The sequence below is a fragment of the Paenibacillus sp. J22FR83 genome, assembly GCF_059691955.1.
In genome coordinates, this window is the sequence record NZ_JCAUAM010000007.1 from 101,317 (window position 1) to 122,218 (window position 20,902).

The following is a 20,902-nucleotide window of genomic DNA, read 5'->3' on the forward strand; positions in this document are numbered from 1 at the left end:
AAAGTTGCTTGAAAAATGGGAAATCCAACTCAGGTTAAACGGATTCCTTCAAATGCATTTTTAACTAAATGATCAACATAGAGTTCATCCAAGGTTTCGCCTGTCACAAGTAAACGATAGAATATCGGTCCATAAATGAGATCAATGCAAATGCCAATGTCGAGATTATTTTTCAATTCCCCGCGTTGAATGCCCTTTTCCAAAAGACCTCTTGCCTCGAGTCGGCGGGGTTGGAAAAAACGGGATCGATAAGCCTCTGCCAATCCTGAATCAAACTGCCCTTCACCCAATAACTGCGTAATGATGGTCCCCTCGGGGCTTGTTAAAAATCTGGTTAAATTCGTAGCGTGAATTAGAACGTCTTTATAGGTTGTACCCGTATCCGGGACAGGTAATCTGTCCGTGGCAGCATGCATGAAACCATCCATCACCACAGCAGCTTTGTTAGGCCACCATTTATATATCGTGGCTTTGCTAACTTGGGCACGATCGGCAATTTTATCGACGGTGACGGCTTGAAAGCCATTTTCCAGCAACAATTCGTAAGAAGCGGAAAGGATCGACTTGTGAGATTCTATATTCCGCGGTCTGCCTCTTTTTCCATTCATCGTTAGTATCCTCTTTCATCCATACAAATTTGAATCCATAAAATAAACTATACGTTCAGTATACCAATTATAAGGGAAAAATAAAGTTGCCTATTTACAAAACTATACGTTCAGTATATGATTCAGTTAACCATTTAATGAACTATACGTTCAGTATTTAAAATATGGGGAGAAAGCAGGACGGAATCGTATCTGTCGTAAAGCCCATGAATGTATTGGATTTATAGAACACATTATATCTCTATATAAGGAGTTGCCTAAAATGACTGCTAACAAAAAACAAGCTATCGAGAAAAATATCCCAACGTGGTTAACTGTCCTTCTGGCTGCCGCATGCGGTGTCATTGTAGCTAATCTTTACTATGCACAGCCTTTGATTGGGGTCATTAGCTCTTCCATCGGGCTATCCGCAAGCAGTTCTGGCTTGATCGTGACGTTAACACAGATAGGCTATGTAGTCGGATTATTATTCATTGTACCGTTGGGAGATATCGTTGAAAATCGAAGGTTGGTTGTCGCATCTTTAGTTCTTACAGGTGTTGCTCTTGCCGTTACGGCAGTGTCGAAGCAAGCTGCGCCATTCTTGTTGGCTTCGTTTGTCATCGGTATAGGTTCAGTCGCCGCGCAGGTACTCGTGCCGTTTGCGTCATACCTTGCATCCGATTCTTCACGCGGCCGCGTTGTCGGCAATGTCATGAGCGGTCTGTTACTCGGCATTATGCTCTCGCGTCCGTTGTCTAGCGTCGTGGCCGACTTTCTGAGCTGGCATGCCGTATTTGCTTTGTCTGCCGCAGCGATTATTATTTTGGCGATCGTATTGTCGAAGGTGCTGCCAGAAAGAAAACCGACAAATGACACACGATATACCGCTCTGCTCGGTTCGATGTGGGGCTTGCTGCGCACGACCCCGATTTTGCGCCGCCGAGCTGCGTATCATGCATTTGTGTTTGCGACCTTCAGCTTATTCTGGACAACGGTTCCGTTACTGTTATCTGGCCCTGTGTTTCATTTTTCACAGATACACATTGCGTTGTTCGCGCTTGTCGGAGTCGCGGGTGCAGTAGCCGCGCCTGTAGCTGGAAGGCTAGCTGACCGCGGTTGGACGAAATCAGCAACAGGGATTGCACTCGTTACTGTCGTCATTTCAATGTTGCTGCCGCTTATCTTCCATACGGGTTCAATCACCGGAATTATTATTCTCGTCGTTGCAGCTATTCTATTGGATGCCGGCGTATCCGCAAATCTTGTGCTTGGCCAACGGGCACTGTTCTCGCTTAGTCCAGAAATTCGCAGTCGGCTAAATGGGCTTTTTATGGCCATCTTCTTTTTTGGCGGTGCTATCGGATCTGCAATTGGTGGATGGACATATGCGACAGGAGGGTGGAGTTCCGTATTATGGATTGGAATGGCTTTTCCCATCGCGGCTATTCTTTATTTTGCGACAGAGAAGAAGTAATGCCAGTGAGGAAAATTCCAATAGTGCGTGCTGTGGCGATCTTCAATCCAAAAGTAAGTATGGATTGCAACATCATGATAACAAAGAGCCATCCGGTTACGGATGGCTCTAAAACTTATGCCAACAAGAGATACTAACTCATAGGGTCTTGCTCCTTGGTTAAGAGGCGTTCGCTCATTTGGGTTAGAAAGGTTGACCACCTAGCTTGAAAGTCGGGATTGGTCGAATCGTATCCAGTAAGGAACTTGGTGATATTGTTGAATATAATCGGATAAATAGTTAAAGAGGTTAATGCCAATGTCAAAAGTTCAGGATCGATCTCTGGCGGAACTTGCCCATTTTCCTTTTGGACCTTCCAGTAGTCGGCATAGGATTGAAGGGCAAGTTCTCCTCCTTTATTCCAAGAGGTGGGCTCTGCCCATGATTCAAGAGCTTCCCAAGCAGCGAACCGAATAAAGTCTGCTCTTGCCTGGCTATTGACCTTGTATCGATGCTCGGCAATATGAACTGGGTTATCTGGAATTTGCGAGACCCACTCTGGTTCGCTAGTGGCAGAGTTGGCCAGAACAGCTTCAAGCAATTCTGCTTTTCCTTTGAAGTAGTGATAGATCAACTGCTTCTTTACCCCAGCGTTTTCTGCGATTGACTCGATCCTCGCCCCTTTAAAGCCCTTGTCGAAAAACTCTCTTTGTGCAGCTTCGAGAATATTCTTTTGCGTGCGTTCCGCATTGCGCACTTCTCCCATATATTGAACCTCCACACCTGTTCTAATAAGGTCATTTTAGTCCGTTACTGAAAAGGTGTCAAGTTATAACTTTACAAATATAAAGTTATAACTTGACATAAGGTAAATTATAACTTACCATTTGTTCAGTAGATATTAAAGGGAGGTAATTCGAATGACCATATTTTCAATCGTGTTTCAGAGCTTGTTGATTTTGTACTATATTTTTTCGGGTTCTGCTAAGATTGCTGGGGCCAAATACTGGGTTGATATATTCAACAATCTGAGGATTCCCCAATGGTTCCGCGTTGTAACGGGAATTGTTCAGTTGGTCGGAGCTGCGGCACTTGTTTGGGGTTATTGGACTTCGGATGTAATCGCTTGGGGTGCTATTTGGCTTGGAATTACGATGGTGGGGGCACTTCTCGCGCACTTAAGGGTTAGGGATTCAGTTGGCAAAACGATGCCTCCGCTTGTGTTTCTTCTGTTGATCATCGTTTTAACCATGATTAATGCGGGTGGGCTATCGGTGTAAATGTTTATATTCAGTTTATAAGCCTATTCTATTCTGTAATCACACCATTAAACATGGAATGGATTACAGGGGGGTACGAATATGAAAAAGAATGTCTTAGTGAGTGGAGCGAGTTTCGCTGGGATCTCAACTGCGTATTGGATGAAACAGTTGGGATTCAATGTGACCGTTGTTGAGATTGCCCAAGGTCTCAAAAAAGGCGGAACACCTGTAAATATTCGTGAAAATACGGTCGACATTGTGAAACGTATGGGGCTGCTCGATCAAATTAAGTCAAATAAAATAAATATGGAATTAACCGAGTTCAAAAACTCAGATGATATCACCGAAAAAGTGGAATTACGCGTAGACCTCGCCGAAGACGAATATGAAATTGAGCGAGATGTTTTGCTCAATCTCATGTTCGATGCTGTCAAAGATGATGTGGAATTTATTTTCGGCGAGAGCATCGTTTCATTGAAGGAAGCAAGTAACGGCGTCAACGTAGCCTTCAAAGGGGGACAGAAGCGCTCGTATGACCTGGTATTCGGCTGTGATGGTATTCATTCGACTGTCAGGAAATTATGCTTCGGCGAGGAAGTTGAATACTCGCATTTTCTTAACACGTATTTCTCTATCACGATTGTGAATAAGTTGTTGATTCGGGAGAATACCACACAGATGTACAATGAGCCGGGCAAAGCGGTCATGCTCAATACCTACAACAATAAAACTGATATCGTCCTCTGCTTCTCTTCGGAGAAGGAAATCCCTTATGACTACCGAGACGAAGAAGGGCAGCGGACTATCATTATGAATCAGTTTTCGGGACTCGGTTGGCGAACGCCGGAATTGCTGGAAGAAGTGAAGAACTCGCAAACTTTTTACTTTGATAAGCTATGCCAAATGAAAATGCCATCGTGGACAAAAGGCAGGGTAGCACTTGTCGGTGATGCGGGGTACTGCGCCTCTCCGGCTGCGGGCATGGGTGGATCACTTGCCATAGATGGTGCAGCCGCGTTGGCGGCTGCTTTTCAGAAATGCGATGGTGATTATGAACGTGCGTTCCAAGCTTACAACAAGAGTTTCCGTCCTTTCATTGAGGAAGTGCAAGCAAACGCGGCACAATTCGTAGATTTCCTTGTTCCACGAACGGAGGAAGCCATTCGCCAAAGAAATTCGCAAGAAGGGTACGATTTGTAAAAAGATTTGGTATTGTTCATGAAATGAGGAAAGTCGGGCCGGTTACCGGTCCGACTTTCTCTGTTCAATAGGCAATGTAGATTGATATTACCGCCAAAAGGTAATTCGCTCACTAGGCAAACGCACAGATTCATGACCCTCTTCTTTGGCCTTCCCGATGGAGAGGATCATGACCGGTACATACCGTTCATCATCCAGATCAAATGTACGAATAACTTTATCGCGTTCAAAGCCTGCCATTGGATTGGTGTCATACCCATGTGCACGGGCTACTAGCATCAGTTGCATGGCAAATAAACTTGCATCGATTTTGGCAATTTCGATCTTTAAATCCTTAGGTATATGAGGAAACATGCTCATAATTTGTGTCACCTGCTTGTCGCGTACATCTTTAGGCATTTTTCCTTGTTCAACAGCCGTATTATAAATTTCTTCTACATATTGTTCACTCTGCGTATCGCCCATAACAATGAGCATCGCGGCTGATGTATCATTTTGTTGCGTATTGAATTGCACAAGAGGCCGAAGTTTGCCTTTCCCTTCAGGAGAGTGAACGACGATGACACGCCAAGGCTGTATATTTGCAGATGAAGGCGCTAAACTCGCTTCTTGAATGATCGCTTGCAATTCTTCTTTTGGAATGGGAATGTTCTCATCATAAAGTCGAACGGAACGACGGCCTGTAATAATGTTGATGAAATCGTTATTTTGAATGTGTTCCAGCATGTAATCTCTCCTTTGGATGTCACCAATTGTTTTGACAGTTGTGATGTCATTGGTTATCATGTTGTTAGTATGAACTATGAACCTTGGTTCATAGCAAGCATGAATTATTTGTAAGAATAAGAAGGGGAATAGTGATGAAAGCGAATGAAGTTTCTAAGCTGACAGGGCTGCCCATATCCACCTTGCGATTCTATGAACGCAAACAATTGATTCCGGAACAGTTTCTTTCCAGGGATGAAAATAATTATCGCGTATACGATGAAGAGGTGGTTGAATATTTGCAGGATGTAAGAATGCTGCTCACGTTAGGTTTTACCATTCAGGAATTAATTGTACTCATCCATGAGAGTTCAGATACCGAGAAGAAAGCGTTGGTTACGGAGAAAATTACATATATCCAGGAGCTAGAGGCAAAATTGGAAGCATCCAAAACATTCTTAACGAATGTGTTAGAAGGTAAGGCAAAGTTTCAGACCCGATGCAACTATGAGCATTAACCGTGGCATGAAATGTTTTTGTTACTTATTTTCACAATAAGAGAGGATCTGATTCCTAGCCATGAACCAATTAATCGATCAATATAGCGATGAGATTGTCCAGATCTTCGGGGAGGCCTCGGCTCAATTGCAGACGCTGCCGGGGGATTTAAAGGAGCAAGCTTTGGCGCTTCTGGGCAAGTGCCATCCTTTGAATAGAAAGGACAACGAGGGGCCTAATATGATCAGCTACCTGCTCCCGTATTGGGTTGGAGAGACTTTGGGGAGTCCGATCGAGCTGTGTCGCGAATTAGCGGTAGGGAATTTATACGGGATGGTGTCCTTCTTTCTCTTGGACGATGTCATGGATGAGCAGAGGGAGGTTCGGCGTTCCCTGGCCCTCAGCACGCTACTAAATCAACGGTTCTTGGAGGCTTATCAGCGGTGTTTCTCAGGAGACTCTCACCTGTGGTCTTGTTATAATCGCTATTTGGCGGAATGGGCAGATGCTATGTATCGTGAGGCGGACGAGCCTATGGACCCTCGGGATCCTGGCCGATTAGCCCGCAAGGCTGCTCCGGTGAAGCTGTGCGCTGCAGCACTGTTGCTCCAAGCCGGACGGGGCCAAGAGATTGGGGCTATGGAGACGGCTATCGATTTGGCTCTTGCAGTACTCCAGCTCGCCGATGACTGGACAGATTGGCTGGAGGATTTACCGACGGCCTCTTGTAATGCTTTCCTAGTGTTGTTGCAAGAGAATCTTCAGCTAGAGGCAGGCGAAGTTTTGGATGAGAGTATGGTGAAGCGCAGCATTTATCGTGAGATGGCCTTAGGAGAGTTTGGGACCCTTGCAAGCGGTTATGCGGATCAGTTGAGCGGCATGAAGGATGCTCCCGCATCTCTCCAGATCTTCGCATCTACCATCGCACAAAGCTTGCAGTTTAAAGCAAATGAGATCAAAGATCGCTATGATAGGTTGTTAAATGATGGCGGGTTTTCAATTTATTTAGCAGCAAATGGTTAAAAATGGTACAAGCTATCTAGTTCTATGGTAATATGAAGATGCAATTACATCCTAATATTTGGAAGGTAGTGTTGTCATGTCCATCGATACGTTGAAAGTGAATATCATCAAGAAAGCTTGGGAAGATGAGGATTTCAAGGCGCGATTGCTTGCGGATCCTCGTAGCGCGCTGCAGCAGGAATTCGGACATGAAATTCCTGAAGGTATTGAGCTGCAAGTGATGGCGGTAACACCTACTAAGTATGCGCTGATTATTCCTCCGAAACCGGAGGATTTGGATGGATTGACAGTTACTGAGGGACAACCGCAGATGGTTACTTGGAGCTAATGTTGGAAACGAGGGGGAACCGGACGATGGCTTCGGTTCTTTTTTTACTATGGAATTCCAGAGTGCTCTCTCTCTAAATTTCCCTTTCGGCATCGCTCTGAGCTTGCAGCACAAGGGTTTAGGATCAAAAAGCAATTTATTTAATTAAATGGATAATGTTGGTACAAGGGATCTAGTTCTATGGTAATATAAAGATGCAATAACATTCTAATATTTGGAAGGTAGTGTCACCATGTCCATCGATACGTTGAAAGTGAATATCATCAAAAAAGCTTGGGAGGATGAGGATTTCAAGGCACGATTGCTGGCAGATCCTCGTAGTGCATTACAGCAGGAATTCGGACATAAAATTCCTGAAGGTATTGAGCTGCAAGTGATGGCGGTAACACCAAATAAGTATGCGCTAATTATTCCACCGAAACCAGAAGAATTGGATGGTTTGACACCTACTGAAGTACAACCGCAAATGGCTTCTTGGAATTAGGGTTGGAAAACAAGAGGGAATCGAAGGATGGCTTCGGTTCCTTTTCTTTTTCCACTAATTCCAGAGTACATACCCGCCATCCCTCTTAGCATTGAACTGTTGAATGATGGCGGATTTAAAATTTATTTGTCGACTTATGGTTAATAATGGTACAAAAGATCTAGTTCCGTGGTATTATGAGGATGCAGATATCCTAATATTTTGAAGGGTTGTGTTGTCATGTCCATGGATACATTGAAAGTGAAGATCATTAAGAAAGCTTGGGAAGACGCAGATTTCAAAGCACGCTTGTTGTCAGATCCCCGTAGTGCGTTGAAACAGGACTTCGGAATTGAAGTTCCTGAAGATATTGAGTTGAGTGTGCTGGCAGAAACACCAGCTCATTATGCCTTGGTCATTCCACCGCAACCGGAGGAAGTGGATCAATCGAAATCTAATAATGTGCAGTTTTCTTGGTCCTAGGATTGGAAATGAGAGGGAACCGAACGATGGCTTCGGTTCCTTTTCCTTTTTCACTATGGAATTCCAAACTACCCTCCATCACTTCAATGATACGGAAAGTAACCATCAGGCCGAGGCCAGTTCCTTTGGTTTTCGTTGAGTAGTACGGCTCTCCTAGTTTCGCTACCTGCTCTGGATTCATGCCTTCGCCGTTATCTGCAATGCGGATCACTACGTTTCCTCCCTCAGCCAAGGCGGTGACAGTAATGTGGCCTTCTTCATGAAGGGACTCAATGCTATTCTTGATGATGTTAATGAATGCCTGCTTGAACTTAGATGAGTTGCCTAGAATGATTTGAGGTTCAGGCACGTGGACCTCCAGCTCCCCATTGTTCATCAAGACCAGCGGCGTCATCATGGTTTCGATCTGTGCGAGTTCATGCTGTAAATTCAGCTCTACCAGGGTGTCTAGCTCTGGTTTCGCAAAGGTCAGAAAGTCGGATATAATGCCTGACGCCCGATCCAGCTCCTGAATGGCTAAGGTAAAATAGGACTTGTTATGCTCTACTGATTTCCCCGAGAGCAACTGCAAAAAGCCTCTTGTGACCTGAAGGGGGTTGCGTACCTCATGGGCAATGGATGCGGCCAGCTCGCTGATAATTTGCATTTTCTCTGTCCGCTGTAGTTGGTGATTGTAAAGCTCCAATTCCTTGGAATAGGACAGGAGCCGGGCATAGTCTGATGCAATGCGGCGGTTCAGGATCATCACCAGGGAAGCGATCAGAATAATGATGCCAAGCTTCCATAAATTGAATACATAAGATGTATCAATCGCGTACAAAAGTAAGATATCCGTCAAACCGGAAAGGGCAAGGATTAGAATTCCCAAGGAGAGGATAAGGGAATTGGGGTTCTGCATGGCGTTCCGAAAGGCGAGGATACTAATAAGAATTAGTTGTCCGATAATGAGCGGTGCACCCAGCCAGAAAGTTAAAAGCCCGTAAAAAAAATACAAGGGAGCTCCAATAATCTTATAACATACCATAACGGAGAAGCTAATTAAATAATAGACGACAAGCCAGTGGAACACCCGCTTGATCCATGGATACCGGCCTTCGAATATGTGGGTGACGAAGTACAACAGGGCAGGAAATAAAATATAAATAGACATATCAAATGTAAATACGAAAAAGTGCCCAAGTTCAGGGAAATAGTAGTAAGGCATAGCTGAATAGGTCATAATCAGTATGCCGCTGCACATGACGAATAGGGTAAGCGCCAGAGCGGTGCTGCGTAGGGCCCGGTTCAGGTACCAAGAGCAGAGGAGCATCAGAAGCGACAGGAAAATGAAGCCTCCTCCTAGCAACAGGTTAGGCAGTTCCTTACGGACGGCATGCCGGGAATTTTGGGGAAGCTCGCCAAGTTGGATATCACTGGTGATACCTGCCCGTTCCTTCGCCGTGAGCCGTAGATAGAGATCGCTGGCTATCTCAGTATGGTCGAGCGGCAGTTGGAGAAAGGTGCGCTCGAAGTCAAAGCTGCGATTAACCTGATAGACAGGCTTACCGTTCTCATATATCATTACGTTCATGGCGTAAAGGCGTTCAATATACAGACCAGGTTTGGACAAGTTGGACGTCGGTGGGACAGTTAGGTGAATCCACGCTCCGACCTTCTCTTTGGGAATGGTAACAAATGGTTCTCCAACCGTAGCAGACAGCCACTCCCCATCTACGTCTGGAGAGGTGCTTTCTGGAGATCCAACAGGAATCCATTGCACTTTCCAAGTGGTTATTGGAGTACTGGCGGAATCCTCTGATGAACTTAAATGGGGATACAAGAGCAATGCCAAAAAGGCAGCGCCGCCCAATGTGAGTAGTAACAAAATCAAGTGAAAACGCTTCATTTGCGCACCTCGTGGGGAACAACCCAGAATTTTCATGTCTGCCTATGAATTCGACAAAATTGTATAGTAACCCTTTCGTTGCCGACAAAATTTTACAAATCCATCGATACGCCAAAAGACCCACTTCACAACCGTATACGAACGGATAGAAGAGGGTCTCTATTTGGGTTACAGCATTACATTTTATCGGCCAGCCAGAATGGCATCAGCCAAGATATCGATTTGATTCTCGACGGCAATCGGATCATCGTTATACAAGTAATTATAGTTAACTAAGTGGACGTTTCCGTTCTTGACCGCTTTTAGGTTTTTCCAGAGAGGGCTGCTCTCCAGCTCTTTAAGAACAGTCGAAGTGCCATCAGGGTCATAGGTCGTCAAGATAATGTGATCGCCTGCAAATTCCGGCAGCACTTCGTAAGAGATCTCACGATACCACTCTTTGGCATTGCGGAATTCTTTCTCTACATTGGGAGCAGGAGTTACTTGAAGACCATCATACAACGCGTAGCCGCCCATATTCACAAACCCATATACGCGAAGTTTATTTTTCCAAATGTTGAAGATGGTGAATGTTTCATCCTTGCTAATTTTACTGGAAACTTTCTTACGAGCTGTTTCTACTTTTGCATCAAATTGCGTAATCCATTGCTCCGCTTCTGCTTTCCGCCCTAGAATATCTCCAAAGATGCGTACAGAATCCTTAGGTCCACCACTTAGTTCCAACGGAACGGTTGGAGCGATCTTGGAGTAATTATCGTATTTCGAAGCTCCCCAGGAAATAATGAGATCGGGCTGCAACTCAACGATCTTCTCCAGCGATTGCCCAATGCTCTCCGTGCCGTCCTTCTTAATGAACGGATGATTCTTGAGTACGAAATCATCTGTACCCACAGGCTTAAGCCCAATGGCAACGAGTTGGCCATAATACCAGTCCGTGACTACACGTTCTGGTTTGACAGGAATTTCGGAGGTACCTGACATATGTTTATAGGATCGAGTTTTCGCCTCTGTACTTGGCTTACTCGTTTCCTTCGTAGCGTCTGCTGCTTGATTAGTGGCCGTTGGTGTTCCCGCGGCACTGCCGGATTCTTTCGCATTACTGCAAGCGACAGTTCCCCCAACCATCATGATGACGATGAAACAAATGAACATGATTCTCTTTCTACCCATTACCTAGCGCCCTCCCATATATAATGATTCTCATTCTCATTTACAATGATAACAAGATCATTCCTCCATGTACATGTCAGATTATTCTCTGTTTCTTTGGATAATTGGGCAGAAGGTAATGGATGACATCATTTAGTTGGGCATCTAGGGCGGCGGGCCCATATCCGTACCATTTGGTCATCTCCACGGGATAGACACATTGTTGCTTCCCAGCGGTTAAGGCAAGCCACTCGGGGCTTCTCATCATGGTCACTGCACGTTGCTTAGCTGCTTGATTATTCTCAATGGATACAAAGTAATGATCGGCATCGAAACGAGTTAATTCCGGGATAGAAAACTCAGGATGCTCTAACCCTTGCGCGTACATAGAAGCAACAACGCGAGGGCGGGTCAGCTGCAAAATGTCATAGAGTAAGTCAGCTCCCATGTACCCGTACGCATAGATTAGTGAGCGATTGCTGCGCACATTGATGATGGCAACTGTCGCGTGCGGACCTAGTAGTCGACACAAAGCTTCCCGTACTTCTCCTGCTCGATGATCGAAGGAGTCCAACCAGTCGCGTGCGTGCTGCTCCGTACCCGTGATCTGGGCAACATTCATAAAATGCTGTTTCCAAGTCACACCGCGCCACGGTATCTGTATAACCAGCCCAGATTGGTGATAGTGTTCCATTTGTTCGTATTCATCGCCTTCTATTAGAGGCAGCAAAATGATATCAGGCTTGACGTTCTGAAGTACCTGCAGCCGTCTCGCATGCTCGGTTTCCCAATAGAGCGGTTGAAACGAACGTGAGCCTTGCAATTGCTGAAACTGATCATTCACCCAAGTATCTGTAATGGCTGCTGTAGGCTTAACGCCAAGTGAGAGCAAGTCCAAGGTAAAGGCATGGTCTAGGGATGCAATCGTATGCGGTTTACGTAAATAGATGGTAGGGGACACCCCTGTGACTTGCTTGAATTTACGGCTTAAATAGAACTCATCGGCATAACCCACTTCACGGGCAACTTCGTTTAACGATTGTGGGGTTTGCAATAAAATAGTCTTAACCCTATCGATGCGTATACGATTCAGATATTCGGTAAAGGTAGTGCCGGTGCGCTGCTTAAAGCTTAACGTGAATTGCCGCAGGCTTAAACCGGATAGGCGTACCACATCTTCTCGTTTGATTTTCCGCTCATAGTGCGTATGCAAATAAGAAATGACCTGACTAATACCGTCCAGCGGTTGCGTAAAAGAAAGGGAATCGGGCTGTTCAAGTGCCCAGCATGCATCAGCGAATAGGGAAAGGAATTGAGCCTGTAGAGGGAGACGCTGTGATAGGCTGTTATACAGTCGATTTTCGTAGGAATCGTATAGAGAGGACACTTGATCTAGCAGAACGGAATGGCTCAGTTTCGCCAGCATCGGCATGAACGAAGCGTCTGTGGATGAATCCTCGCAGATCCATTCGTAGTTGCAGGCATAGAAACGAAGCTGCTCGGTGGATGATGGAAGGTCCTCTATCAGATCTTCACTTTGTATATGAATAGACGTACGAGGTGGTAGGTTTACACAACCGATCCCCTCAAGCCTATGTGTTTGGTTGTTAATCGTAAGTATAACGGAACGTGCATGTATAAATAATAAACTATAAGCATCCCGATGATAGTGAAAGCCCTCGGTATGCCCAGCTTCTGTGTACAGTGACATGTTTTTGAGAACAGGAAGCCCTGAATGCTCCATAACGAGTGCCAGCTCCTTCTATGATGCGTCTTCTTCATTATTAGTATAAATGATGGATGGGTTGACGCAAAGAGCATCCAAAGAGATCATTTTATTTATTCTCTATAAAGGACAACCGCCCCTGTAAACCTTCAACAACCTCTTTCGGCATTTCTCTGATCTTCATATCTCCACCTAAGAAAAGCAGCCAATTTATGATTTCACTCAATTCATCGGAATGATGTGTATGGATGAACGTTTTTAAAATAGCGGTACTCTGATAAGGATTCGTATATGAAATTGACATATCTAACGGATGATACTTTTTGTACTGAGCTATCGCCTTTGGACCTAGTTCAAGGACAAGATTAATGGCTTTTTCCTGCTTGCTTAATAGTTCTATAATCTTCTTCTTGCTGATTCTTTTCTTCTCAGAGTACGGTGTAACATCAGTGAGATTGTCGACAGGGATAATCCGCCGCTTCTCTTCCTCCAGGTCAAAGCCTTCAATTTGCCAAGAGCTTTTCTCCCGATATAAGTGCAATACATAAATGGAATAAGTCCTTATTACGCTGCCTTCTTCGACGGAAACGACTAAGTAGCTCTCCGATAGAATGAGTTGGATGAGCTGTTCTAACATAGGAAGAGGGATATCTGACAGATCGAGCAAGTCGGGATTATGAGGGTTGGTTCCTTCAAATAGCAGGATTTGATTTAACAACACAAGATCATCTTGTTGATTGGTCGAGATCAGTCCGAGTAGTTTCTCAGCTAACGATTGACGACTCTTGAGATAGGGGAGCTGTAGATTTCTTGTGGCCATGAAGGCGATAAAAAGAGCTTTAATCTCATTATCGGTAAAGCGGACAGTCGGAAGAACGGAATTTTTCATAACAAAATAGCCCCCGTCCCTCCCAACTTCAGCGACAAGCGGCATTCCCATGGTCTCAATTTCTCTGATATCGCGGATAGCCGTAGAACGAGAGATATGAAATTCCTGCATGATTTCAGAAATGGTAAAATGGGCGCGGTTGTTGATGTACCGCATGATGATATTAATGCGTTCGACTTTTCGCATCGGGCCCCCTAAACAGTATCATATTTTGACATGATTAATAGTTATTATAAACGTATGAAGTGAAAACACCAACAAACAATCAATAGAAAAGGAGCTTAGACGATGACAACGTATACGCTTGAGGAAAAAGAAAGCTTTATCGTTCTTGGAATTGGAACAGAGTTGAAGAGTGATTACACGGACTATGTGGGCATGAATAAGGAGAAAGAAAATTTCTGGCTGGAAGTCGAGCAGGACGGAAGGCTAGACGCTTTAAAGGCAGTTGCGACGAACCCTTATATCTTTGCTGTGAACGAGGCGGTAAATCAAAAGCGGATGTATTATGCGGGCGTTATGACAGGAGCATCGACATCGGAAGAGCACAGGATGATTCAATTCCCTAAGGGACAATACCTTGTAATTTCAGGTGAAGGGAAGACGGCGAATGAATTGAGCAGTATGCTTACGGGCATTGCTTTTGGTCAAGTGTTGCCAGCAGCGGACGATTTTGCCTATGTTGGCGGTCCTAATGCAACGGTGGAGATGGGGCATCATAACGGCTTTGTATCTGGGGAAATGTGGATTCCTGTTATTAAGAAGTAAGAAGAATAGAGGAGGAATGAATATGAGTACGATCCTAGGTAATGAGAAAATGGCGAAAGTAGCATCCCGCTCTATTGGAAGGATAACCGCTTATTGGACCGTCACCATCATCCTTGCATTCTCGATTGCATTAAGTGGTGTCGGGCAACTAATGCGCTATGGGGGAAATGTTGATTTAGTGACCGATATTGGATTCCCGTTGTATATCACGAATATTCTCGGAGCTTGGAAATTACTTGGCGTCATTGCGATCGTAATGCCAGGTTTCCCGCGGTTGAAGGAATGGGCGTATAGCGGTATCTTTTTTCTAATGACGGGTGCAGCTTTATCTCATGCGTTCGCTAACGATTACGGGGATTACGGATTTCATATGATTCTTCCGCTTTTCTATGCTGCTCTTGGCATCGCTTCTTGGGCACTTCGCCCGAATAGCCGCAAACTTTAATGCGTGTAGGATCTAGTGTAAAATAAAGGTAAAATTCATGTATATAAAGGAGAATTAATCATGGCAACGTATACCCTTGAGGAAAAAGACAGCTTTATCGTTCTAGGTATTGGCACGGAGTTGAAGAGCAATTACACGGATTATGCTGGTATAAATAAGGAGAAGGAAAGTTTTTGGCGGGAAGTAGAGCAGGATGGAAGACTTGATGCATTGAAGGCTATTGCCACGAATGATTACATTTTTGCCGTGAACGAAGCGGTCAACTATAAGATGATGTATTACGCTGGGGTTATGACAGGAGCAACGGTTCCGGAAGAACACAGAGTTATTCAATTCCCTAAGGGGGAGTACCTCATCGTTAAAGGCGAAGGAAAGACTGCGGATGAGTTAGGGAATAAGCTAACTGGCATTGCATTTGGTCAAGTCTTGCCGACAGCGGACGATTTTGCCTATGTTGGCGGGCCTAATGCAACAGTTGAGATGGGACAGCGAGACGGCCTCGTCTATGGCGAAGTATGGATTCCTGTTGTTCGGAAATAAGCGAGATTCTAGGAGGGATTAGCGTGTCTCAGATCGTTGATTTTAAAAATGTGTCTACAGCTGGTTTAGAATCTTCCCCAGTTGCGGAGTCGCTTGCAGGTCTACGAGCTAATGAAGCCCGTTACTTTATGAATAAATATAAGCATGAATTTACGGTTGTACCCGCTGGCGAAAGCCAGGAGGCCCTTGCGTATGCGAACCGAGTTCTGAAAGAAGAACGCGGTATTGAGTTTGCAGCCAAACCGTTAGAAACGGCGCGTTTTCAAGTAGAAAATATCCAATTCACCTACGTCTTCTACGAGGATGGCCTTGGGATCAATGTTATGTATACGGTTGATGATCCTAAGAAGCGGGCCGTTGGTTTTAAGCTTTCGGAGGGGATGGAAGTGCCTAAAGAGTTGGAAGAGAAGAAGTTTAAATTTGCTAGACAGAAGTCCAAACTTGCTGGGACGATTCGAGGTTCGTTCTTCGTGATTAAAGGGCAGTATTAAGACGTCTTATTGGGCGCGGGCTGGGCATTTGTACAAGGGGCTACATCGCAAGGAAGAAGCTCAGTCAGCGTATAGCCGTGCGATTGGCTTAAGCGCAGATGAATCAGTTCGGCGGTTCTTGAGTCGTCAGGCCGAGGAGATGTAGAACGGATCAGGTTTTATGTAGGGGCACCCACGTAGGGTGCTCTTTATTTTACTCTGCAGCCGAGCTAGGAGGGCTTGTCATCCTATGTTCTTTTAAATACGTCATGGGCAAATTATGGTAATATGTTTAAGAGAGTATCATTCCTATTATAATCGATGGAGGCGCTTACTTATGAATCAACAGTTGCAGCAAGAGGGATACTTTGGAGAGTTTGGCGGGAGCTTCGTTCCACCAGAATTGCAGGAAGTGTTGAATTATTTGAGTGAGCAGTTCAATAAGTTTAAAGACGACCCAGAGTTTAAGGAAGAGCTTCGCTATTACTTGAGCGAGTATGTCGGTCGCGAGAATCCGCTGACCTATGCAGAGCGCTTGACCAAAGCTTGGGGAGGACCGAAAATTTACTTAAAGCGCGAGGATTTGAATCATACCGGAGCGCATAAGATCAACAATGCCATTGGCCAAATTCTGCTTGCTAAGCGAATGGGTGCTAAGCGGATCATTGCCGAGACGGGTGCGGGTCAGCATGGTGTGGCTACAGCAACAGCGTGCGCAATGTTTGAAATGGACTGTGTCATCTACATGGGAGCTGAAGATACGCGCCGGCAACCGCTAAATGTGTTCCGCATGGAGTTGCTTGGGGCAACGGTCGTACCGGTTCATAATGGCCAAGGCAGATTGAAGGATGCCGTAGATGCGGCGCTGGACGATCTAGTTCGCAATTATGCAAATACATTTTATTTGCTCGGTTCGGCAGTGGGTCCACATCCGTTTCCGACGATGGTCAAGCACTTCCAGGCTATTATTAGTGAAGAATCGAAGCGTCAGATTGTGGAAAAAGAAGGCCGTTTACCAGATGCGGTTGTCGCTTGCGCAGGTGGCGGTAGCAATGCAATTGGCGCATTCGCTCACTACATAGATGAACCGACTGTTCGCCTGATCGGTGTTGAGCCGGATCAAGCACCATCCTTAACGCAAGGTGTCCCGAGTATCATTCACGGCTTTAAATGTCTAGTGTTGCTAGACGAAGAAGGTCAACCGAAGAAAACGTATTCGATCGCTGCGGGACTTGATTACCCAGGTATTGGGCCGGAGCATAGCCATCTGAAGGTGACGGGCCGCGGAGAATACGCAACGGTCACCAACGAGGAAGTGTTGGAAGCCTTCCAAGAGCTGTCCCGCACGGAGGGAATTATCCCAGCACTAGAAAGTGCACATGCGGTTGCATACGCGAAGAAGCTGGCACCGACAATGAGTCAAGATCAGATTATTATCGTTAATCTGTCTGGTCGTGGGGATAAGGATGTTGAGCAAGTGTATCAAATGCTGAAATAATGTAACGGATGCATCAGTTAGTACAATACACGTACGCAGACTTGCATGAAGGAAAGGACGTCCAACGGGACGTCCTTTTCTCGTTTCTCGGGTGCTTCGCATTTTTATCGATTATGACGAATTGTTTGGCTGGATTAAGATTTCATCATCATCGCAAAACGAAGCCATTTTGAAATAAGCCCCTTCCCGATAAGATGAAAATAACGACGGAGAAGGGAGGGGAATGCAGCGGCTGACGACCGAGTTGAGCGAAACGAGTATAACTAGCGCAGGTGCAACCAAGTAAGTGATTTGCCAATAGGAGAGGAGACGATTGACAATGAGAAACCCTTTTTCAATCCGAATGTCCAAGCTTACGGCAACAATAATGACAGCCATTCTGCTTTCCGCCTGCTTCAATTTTTCTTCAGCCGTACAGGCAACTTCCACCTACGACACGGCAGTACTGGCTGATAACCCCGTTGGTTATTGGCCATTATCCTCTGCGGTAACAGCGGATCAATCCGGTAACGGTATGAATGGTACGTTCACCGGAAGCCCGACTGACACGACGCTGCCCAATGGGGATGCAGCTCCGGTATTCAACGGAACGAATCAATATTTTACAATTCCGGATAACGATTATCTGGAGGTTACGCGGACAGGAATCTTGACCATCGAAGCCTGGATGCGGCCGGATACGTTGCAATTTACTAACTATGAGAGCAGCGGGTATGTGCATTGGATGGGGAAAGGGACGTCTGGCCAGCATTCTTGGGTGGCGAGGATGTACAATCAGACTAACACGGAAAACCGTCCAAACCGCATCAGCGGGTATTCGTTTAATTTGAGCGGCGGCTTAGGCGCAGGATCCTATTTCCAGGATACCGTGACCGCCGGTCAATGGATTCACTACACGTTGGTGATTAATACCGTAAATACGAACGCCACATACACAACAGGTTACACCAAGCTGTTCAAGAACGGTGTCCTACGTGATCAAGACAAGCTGTCTGACTACAGTATCATACCTGGCAACGGCACGGCTCCAATGCGGATCGCCACGCGGGATCTCGCATCGTACTTTCAAGGGGCAATCGGCAAAGTTGCCGTGTACGATTATGAGCTGACGCCTACCCAGCTGGCAGCACATTACAGCGCGATGACCAATTAGCGATAGCTGCGCACAAGACAGCTTAACAGTCCAAAGGACGATCCTCCGAAGCGATTCGGTTGGGATCGTCCTTTTTTAGTGGAACCGAGCTCGCCTGAACTCGCTCGGCGTAAGGCCAGTATGCTTTTTGAACATGCGGTTGAAGGAGGCAATCGTGTAATAGCCGACAAGCGTAGAGACGTCCTGAATTTTGAGATCCGTCTTCTCCAGCAACTCCATGGCTTTATTCATGCGCACCGTATTGACGTAATCGCTGAAGTTGATTTCTGTCTTTTCTTTAAAATATGTCGACAAATAAGCGCCTGTAATGTTGAGTTTATCTGCTAATAAGTCCAGCGATAGATCGCTGCCGAAATGCTCATTGACGTAGTTCGTTACGAAACTGGTAATGTGGTCGGTCGCTTCTTTCTTCTGACGAATATCGGAGGCTGACTGTATCAGGATTTCCTTAAAAAACTGCTGGAATTGTTCAAGTGTGCGGCAATTCTTGAGAATATCCGCCGGGCTCCTCTTATCTAGCAAGGAGATCGGATTATGGCTGGAATAGAGCGTTTTAATAATCAAGTTGACGATTTCTTTCGCAAGATCAAGAATTTGCGCGTAGGAAGCGCCCCGTTTGACTGCGAGATCTAACGTTTTTGAAACGATAGGAATAGTGATTGTAGGGTTACCGGAAGTCAAATTTGCCGTAAATTCTTTCATATTAGCTGATGAGAACCAGAGATCTGGGGGGAGAATCTCTTTTTCCCGAATGATTTGGACACCTTCCCCCAGCTTCCTTTGTTTGGCTAACAGCAGTGTGTTTTCAAAAGCTTCGTTGAAAATAAACGCATTGTCATGGACAGGACTCACGGCAATGGTGACGGAACAATAGGAAGCATCCAGCTCAAATATTTTTTTAATATCAAGCAGTAGATTGTCTAATATGGAAAGCTCGGAATCATTCGTAAAAATAATCGTCAGAATTTGATCCTTCTCAATTTGGAAGGTCAAGGCATCCTTATAGGCCTGAATAAACTGCGATTGAACGAATTCCTTGATGTAATACGAGGCGCGATTAGGATCCATGTCCATGGCGGCTAACTGGTTGTCAATGTACATGAGCTGGTATAGGACGATGACATAGGGTTTATCGGAATCAATGGATATTTTGGCGTCCTCAATATCGGTGTGAATCATTTTTACCTTATTTAAGTAAGCGTAATGCTTGAGCAGGGAATTTTTACTTAGTAAGTCCCGGTTAATCGTTTCATTGGTCAGAAATAAATCATGCAGCTTCTGGCTAATGACATTGAACTCGCGAATTGGACTTACAAAAGGAGCACTTTGGTGACGATCCATCTGTTGAATGGAACTGATGATGGTGGTGAGCGGGTTGTTAAACCGTTTGGCAAAGAGAATTGAAATAGCAACACCGATGATAATGGAGAGCAATATCAGCCCAACCATAAACACATTCAACTTGAAGAATTGTTCGGAAATCGTAGCGAAAGGGACGATCAGCACGTAGGTGTTCCCGGTCACTGTCCCTTGCTTGTAGAAGTAATAGTTAGTACCTTCCAAATAATAACCGGAACTGCCCGTATGCGGCTTTAATTGCAGTGGATCCTTCCGACTGGATACGGCGTACGTTGTGCTCCCGGCGTCATCCAGAATGTAGAAGCCGGAATCTGCTTGAATGTGGCTGAAGTCCTCAAACATTTGATCACTGTCGAGCAAGGCTATGATAGCGAAGCCGTCTGTTGCGGCGCTTTTAAACAGAACGGGATTAAATTTCCCAAAACTTCTAGTAGAGAAGCTTGTACGTTCTTGAAATTCCGCAGAAGGGTACATCCGGAAGGAGAGCGAAGATTTTCCCGTTTCCGTTGACCAGAATTGTCCTGGATACGCGGTGGACGTATAAAATTTGCTGAACATCATTTGTGCATCTCGGGATCCATCTTTATCGATAACAAAGTCACGGTTCGGAAAGTAATAGATGATGTTATATAAAGAAAGTTGATTATTCGCTAACACATTTTGCAACTCGCGCTGAACCTGGCTTGAAATAATAAAGTCGAGCTTCTCCGGATTATTTTTGAGCGCTTCGGTATGGGTGTTGAAGTATAAGCTGACCATCAGGCTTTTAATTAACGAAATGTTCTTTTCATAGCTGGCCACGGTCGTCTCGAGATTCATGGAGCTGTTCTTAATAATCTCATCGCGAATGCTGCTTCGAAAGAAGGTAAAGGAGGCCACATTAAAGGATACGAGCAGCAAGATGATGATAATGAAACTGATCAATAGTCGGTAGAACAAGGAACTGCTGTATCTTTTTCTAGGGACATAGGTGGTTTGCATGGTCATCTCCTTTCGCTGGCCTGTAGTATGTGGA

Annotated in this window: 22 protein-coding genes; 14 read left to right on the forward strand and 8 right to left on the reverse strand. The window is 45.2% G+C overall.

What is annotated here, in order from left to right; genetic code table 11:
• Positions 1 to 29: 29 nt before the first annotated feature.
• The gene (locus AC58PV_RS14225; RefSeq protein ID WP_497432880.1) at positions 30 to 608 is read right to left on the reverse strand and encodes a TetR/AcrR family transcriptional regulator; all 579 of its coding nucleotides are present in this window, start codon (positions 606 to 608) and stop codon (positions 30 to 32) included.
• A 232-nt stretch (positions 609 to 840) separates the two neighbouring features.
• On the opposite strand from AC58PV_RS14225, the gene AC58PV_RS14230 reads away from it, so the two are divergent.
• The gene (locus AC58PV_RS14230; RefSeq protein WP_497433108.1) at positions 841 to 2,064 is read left to right on the forward strand and encodes an MFS transporter; all 1,224 of its coding nucleotides are present in this window, start codon (positions 841 to 843) and stop codon (positions 2,062 to 2,064) included.
• Between the two features lie 133 nt (positions 2,065 to 2,197).
• On the opposite strand, the gene AC58PV_RS14235 is transcribed toward AC58PV_RS14230, so the two are convergent.
• Positions 2,198 to 2,809, reverse strand: coding sequence for a TetR/AcrR family transcriptional regulator (locus AC58PV_RS14235; RefSeq protein WP_497432881.1), 612 nt, complete (start codon positions 2,807 to 2,809; stop codon positions 2,198 to 2,200).
• 154 nt (positions 2,810 to 2,963) lie between these two features.
• Between AC58PV_RS14235 and AC58PV_RS14240 the strand changes: the two genes are divergently transcribed.
• Both AC58PV_RS14240 and AC58PV_RS14245 read left to right on the forward strand, forming a co-directional pair.
• The gene (locus tag AC58PV_RS14240) at positions 2,964 to 3,323 is read left to right on the forward strand and encodes a DoxX family protein (RefSeq protein ID WP_497432882.1); all 360 of its coding nucleotides are present in this window, start codon (positions 2,964 to 2,966) and stop codon (positions 3,321 to 3,323) included.
• Positions 3,324 to 3,404: 81 nt separating this feature from the next.
• Positions 3,405 to 4,505, forward strand: coding sequence for an FAD-dependent monooxygenase (locus AC58PV_RS14245; RefSeq protein WP_497432883.1), 1,101 nt, complete (start codon positions 3,405 to 3,407; stop codon positions 4,503 to 4,505).
• An 87-nt stretch (positions 4,506 to 4,592) separates the two neighbouring features.
• Here the strand turns inward: AC58PV_RS14245 and AC58PV_RS14250 are convergent, their stop codons facing one another.
• Positions 4,593 to 5,231 carry a nitroreductase family protein gene (locus AC58PV_RS14250; protein ID WP_497432884.1) on the reverse strand — a complete coding sequence of 213 codons (639 nt, stop codon included), beginning with the start codon at positions 5,229 to 5,231 and terminating at the stop codon, positions 4,593 to 4,595.
• Positions 5,232 to 5,365: 134 nt separating this feature from the next.
• On the opposite strand from AC58PV_RS14250, the gene AC58PV_RS14255 reads away from it, so the two are divergent.
• The 5 genes from AC58PV_RS14255 (at position 5,366) to AC58PV_RS14275 (ending at position 8,005) form a co-directional block, all read left to right on the forward strand.
• Entirely contained in the window at positions 5,366 to 5,728 is a 363-nt protein-coding gene (locus tag AC58PV_RS14255) for a helix-turn-helix domain-containing protein (protein ID WP_497432885.1), read from the forward strand.
• A 61-nt stretch (positions 5,729 to 5,789) separates the two neighbouring features.
• Positions 5,790 to 6,731 (forward strand): hypothetical protein, encoded by a 942-nt coding sequence (locus AC58PV_RS14260; RefSeq protein ID WP_497432886.1) that lies wholly within the window; start codon positions 5,790 to 5,792, stop codon positions 6,729 to 6,731.
• 76 nt (positions 6,732 to 6,807) lie between these two features.
• Positions 6,808 to 7,059 (forward strand): NHLP leader peptide family RiPP precursor, encoded by a 252-nt coding sequence (locus AC58PV_RS14265; protein WP_497432887.1) that lies wholly within the window; start codon positions 6,808 to 6,810, stop codon positions 7,057 to 7,059.
• 232 nt (positions 7,060 to 7,291) lie between these two features.
• A complete protein-coding gene (locus AC58PV_RS14270) occupies positions 7,292 to 7,543 on the forward strand; it encodes an NHLP leader peptide family RiPP precursor (protein WP_497432888.1) in 252 nt (83 codons plus the stop codon).
• Between the two features lie 219 nt (positions 7,544 to 7,762).
• Positions 7,763 to 8,005 carry an NHLP leader peptide family RiPP precursor gene (locus AC58PV_RS14275; RefSeq protein WP_497432889.1) on the forward strand — a complete coding sequence of 81 codons (243 nt, stop codon included), beginning with the start codon at positions 7,763 to 7,765 and terminating at the stop codon, positions 8,003 to 8,005.
• Here AC58PV_RS14275 and AC58PV_RS14280 read toward each other — a convergent pair.
• The 4 genes from AC58PV_RS14280 to AC58PV_RS14295 all read right to left on the reverse strand — a co-directional run bounded on the left by AC58PV_RS14280 (position 7,977) and on the right by AC58PV_RS14295 (position 13,840).
• Positions 7,977 to 9,890 carry an ATP-binding protein gene (locus tag AC58PV_RS14280; protein WP_497432890.1) on the reverse strand — a complete coding sequence of 638 codons (1,914 nt, stop codon included), beginning with the start codon at positions 9,888 to 9,890 and terminating at the stop codon, positions 7,977 to 7,979. The two genes, AC58PV_RS14275 and AC58PV_RS14280, sit on opposite strands and share 29 nt — an antisense overlap.
• 183 nt (positions 9,891 to 10,073) lie before the next feature.
• Positions 10,074 to 11,060, reverse strand: a complete 987-nt coding sequence (locus tag AC58PV_RS14285; protein ID WP_497432891.1) for an ABC transporter substrate-binding protein — start codon at positions 11,058 to 11,060, stop codon at positions 10,074 to 10,076.
• A 76-nt stretch (positions 11,061 to 11,136) separates the two neighbouring features.
• A complete protein-coding gene (locus tag AC58PV_RS14290) occupies positions 11,137 to 12,783 on the reverse strand; it encodes a helix-turn-helix domain-containing protein (protein WP_497432892.1) in 1,647 nt (548 codons plus the stop codon).
• A gap of 91 nt (positions 12,784 to 12,874) precedes the next feature.
• Positions 12,875 to 13,840, reverse strand: coding sequence for a helix-turn-helix transcriptional regulator (locus AC58PV_RS14295; protein WP_497432893.1), 966 nt, complete (start codon positions 13,838 to 13,840; stop codon positions 12,875 to 12,877).
• Between the two features lie 102 nt (positions 13,841 to 13,942).
• Between AC58PV_RS14295 and AC58PV_RS14300 the strand changes: the two genes are divergently transcribed.
• The 6 genes from AC58PV_RS14300 (at position 13,943) to AC58PV_RS14325 (ending at position 18,528) form a co-directional block, all read left to right on the forward strand.
• Positions 13,943 to 14,422, forward strand: a complete 480-nt coding sequence (locus AC58PV_RS14300) for a GyrI-like domain-containing protein (RefSeq protein ID WP_497432894.1) — start codon at positions 13,943 to 13,945, stop codon at positions 14,420 to 14,422.
• A 22-nt stretch (positions 14,423 to 14,444) separates the two neighbouring features.
• Positions 14,445 to 14,867, forward strand: coding sequence for a DoxX family protein (locus AC58PV_RS14305; RefSeq protein WP_497432895.1), 423 nt, complete (start codon positions 14,445 to 14,447; stop codon positions 14,865 to 14,867).
• Positions 14,868 to 14,927: 60 nt separating this feature from the next.
• Positions 14,928 to 15,407 carry a GyrI-like domain-containing protein gene (locus tag AC58PV_RS14310; RefSeq protein ID WP_497432896.1) on the forward strand — a complete coding sequence of 160 codons (480 nt, stop codon included), beginning with the start codon at positions 14,928 to 14,930 and terminating at the stop codon, positions 15,405 to 15,407.
• Positions 15,408 to 15,430: 23 nt separating this feature from the next.
• Positions 15,431 to 15,898 carry a DUF8821 family protein gene (locus tag AC58PV_RS14315; protein WP_068666872.1) on the forward strand — a complete coding sequence of 156 codons (468 nt, stop codon included), beginning with the start codon at positions 15,431 to 15,433 and terminating at the stop codon, positions 15,896 to 15,898.
• A gap of 316 nt (positions 15,899 to 16,214) precedes the next feature.
• Entirely contained in the window at positions 16,215 to 17,375 is a 1,161-nt protein-coding gene (trpB, locus tag AC58PV_RS14320; RefSeq protein WP_497432897.1) for a tryptophan synthase subunit beta, read from the forward strand.
• Positions 17,376 to 17,694: 319 nt separating this feature from the next.
• Complete coding sequence (locus tag AC58PV_RS14325) at positions 17,695 to 18,528, forward strand: LamG-like jellyroll fold domain-containing protein (protein WP_497432898.1); 834 nt, start codon at positions 17,695 to 17,697, stop codon at positions 18,526 to 18,528.
• A 75-nt stretch (positions 18,529 to 18,603) separates the two neighbouring features.
• On the opposite strand, the gene AC58PV_RS14330 is transcribed toward AC58PV_RS14325, so the two are convergent.
• Positions 18,604 to 20,868 carry a helix-turn-helix domain-containing protein gene (locus AC58PV_RS14330; RefSeq protein ID WP_497432899.1) on the reverse strand — a complete coding sequence of 755 codons (2,265 nt, stop codon included), beginning with the start codon at positions 20,866 to 20,868 and terminating at the stop codon, positions 18,604 to 18,606.
• Between the last annotated feature and the right edge of the window lie 34 nt (positions 20,869 to 20,902).

Coding starts and splice junctions, on each gene's coding strand:
- AC58PV_RS14280 (WP_497432890.1), bottom strand. CDS start 9,890: ATGAAGCGTTTTCACTTGATTTTGTTACTACTCACATTGGGCGGCGCT.
- AC58PV_RS14270 (WP_497432888.1), top strand. CDS start 7,292: ATGTCCATCGATACGTTGAAAGTGAATATCATCAAAAAAGCTTGGGAG.
- AC58PV_RS14300 (WP_497432894.1), top strand. CDS start 13,943: ATGACAACGTATACGCTTGAGGAAAAAGAAAGCTTTATCGTTCTTGGA.
- trpB (WP_497432897.1), top strand. CDS start 16,215: ATGAATCAACAGTTGCAGCAAGAGGGATACTTTGGAGAGTTTGGCGGG.
- AC58PV_RS14225 (WP_497432880.1), bottom strand. CDS start 608: ATGAATGGAAAAAGAGGCAGACCGCGGAATATAGAATCTCACAAGTCG.
- AC58PV_RS14330 (WP_497432899.1), bottom strand. CDS start 20,868: ATGCAAACCACCTATGTCCCTAGAAAAAGATACAGCAGTTCCTTGTTC.
- AC58PV_RS14310 (WP_497432896.1), top strand. CDS start 14,928: ATGGCAACGTATACCCTTGAGGAAAAAGACAGCTTTATCGTTCTAGGT.
- AC58PV_RS14235 (WP_497432881.1), bottom strand. CDS start 2,809: ATGGGAGAAGTGCGCAATGCGGAACGCACGCAAAAGAATATTCTCGAA.
- AC58PV_RS14245 (WP_497432883.1), top strand. CDS start 3,405: ATGAAAAAGAATGTCTTAGTGAGTGGAGCGAGTTTCGCTGGGATCTCA.
- AC58PV_RS14265 (WP_497432887.1), top strand. CDS start 6,808: ATGTCCATCGATACGTTGAAAGTGAATATCATCAAGAAAGCTTGGGAA.
- AC58PV_RS14325 (WP_497432898.1), top strand. CDS start 17,695: ATGAGAAACCCTTTTTCAATCCGAATGTCCAAGCTTACGGCAACAATA.
- AC58PV_RS14295 (WP_497432893.1), bottom strand. CDS start 13,840: ATGCGAAAAGTCGAACGCATTAATATCATCATGCGGTACATCAACAAC.
- AC58PV_RS14290 (WP_497432892.1), bottom strand. CDS start 12,783: ATGGAGCATTCAGGGCTTCCTGTTCTCAAAAACATGTCACTGTACACA.
- AC58PV_RS14240 (WP_497432882.1), top strand. CDS start 2,964: ATGACCATATTTTCAATCGTGTTTCAGAGCTTGTTGATTTTGTACTAT.
- AC58PV_RS14305 (WP_497432895.1), top strand. CDS start 14,445: ATGAGTACGATCCTAGGTAATGAGAAAATGGCGAAAGTAGCATCCCGC.
- AC58PV_RS14285 (WP_497432891.1), bottom strand. CDS start 11,060: ATGGGTAGAAAGAGAATCATGTTCATTTGTTTCATCGTCATCATGATG.
- AC58PV_RS14275 (WP_497432889.1), top strand. CDS start 7,763: ATGTCCATGGATACATTGAAAGTGAAGATCATTAAGAAAGCTTGGGAA.
- AC58PV_RS14255 (WP_497432885.1), top strand. CDS start 5,366: ATGAAAGCGAATGAAGTTTCTAAGCTGACAGGGCTGCCCATATCCACC.
- AC58PV_RS14260 (WP_497432886.1), top strand. CDS start 5,790: ATGAACCAATTAATCGATCAATATAGCGATGAGATTGTCCAGATCTTC.
- AC58PV_RS14250 (WP_497432884.1), bottom strand. CDS start 5,231: ATGCTGGAACACATTCAAAATAACGATTTCATCAACATTATTACAGGC.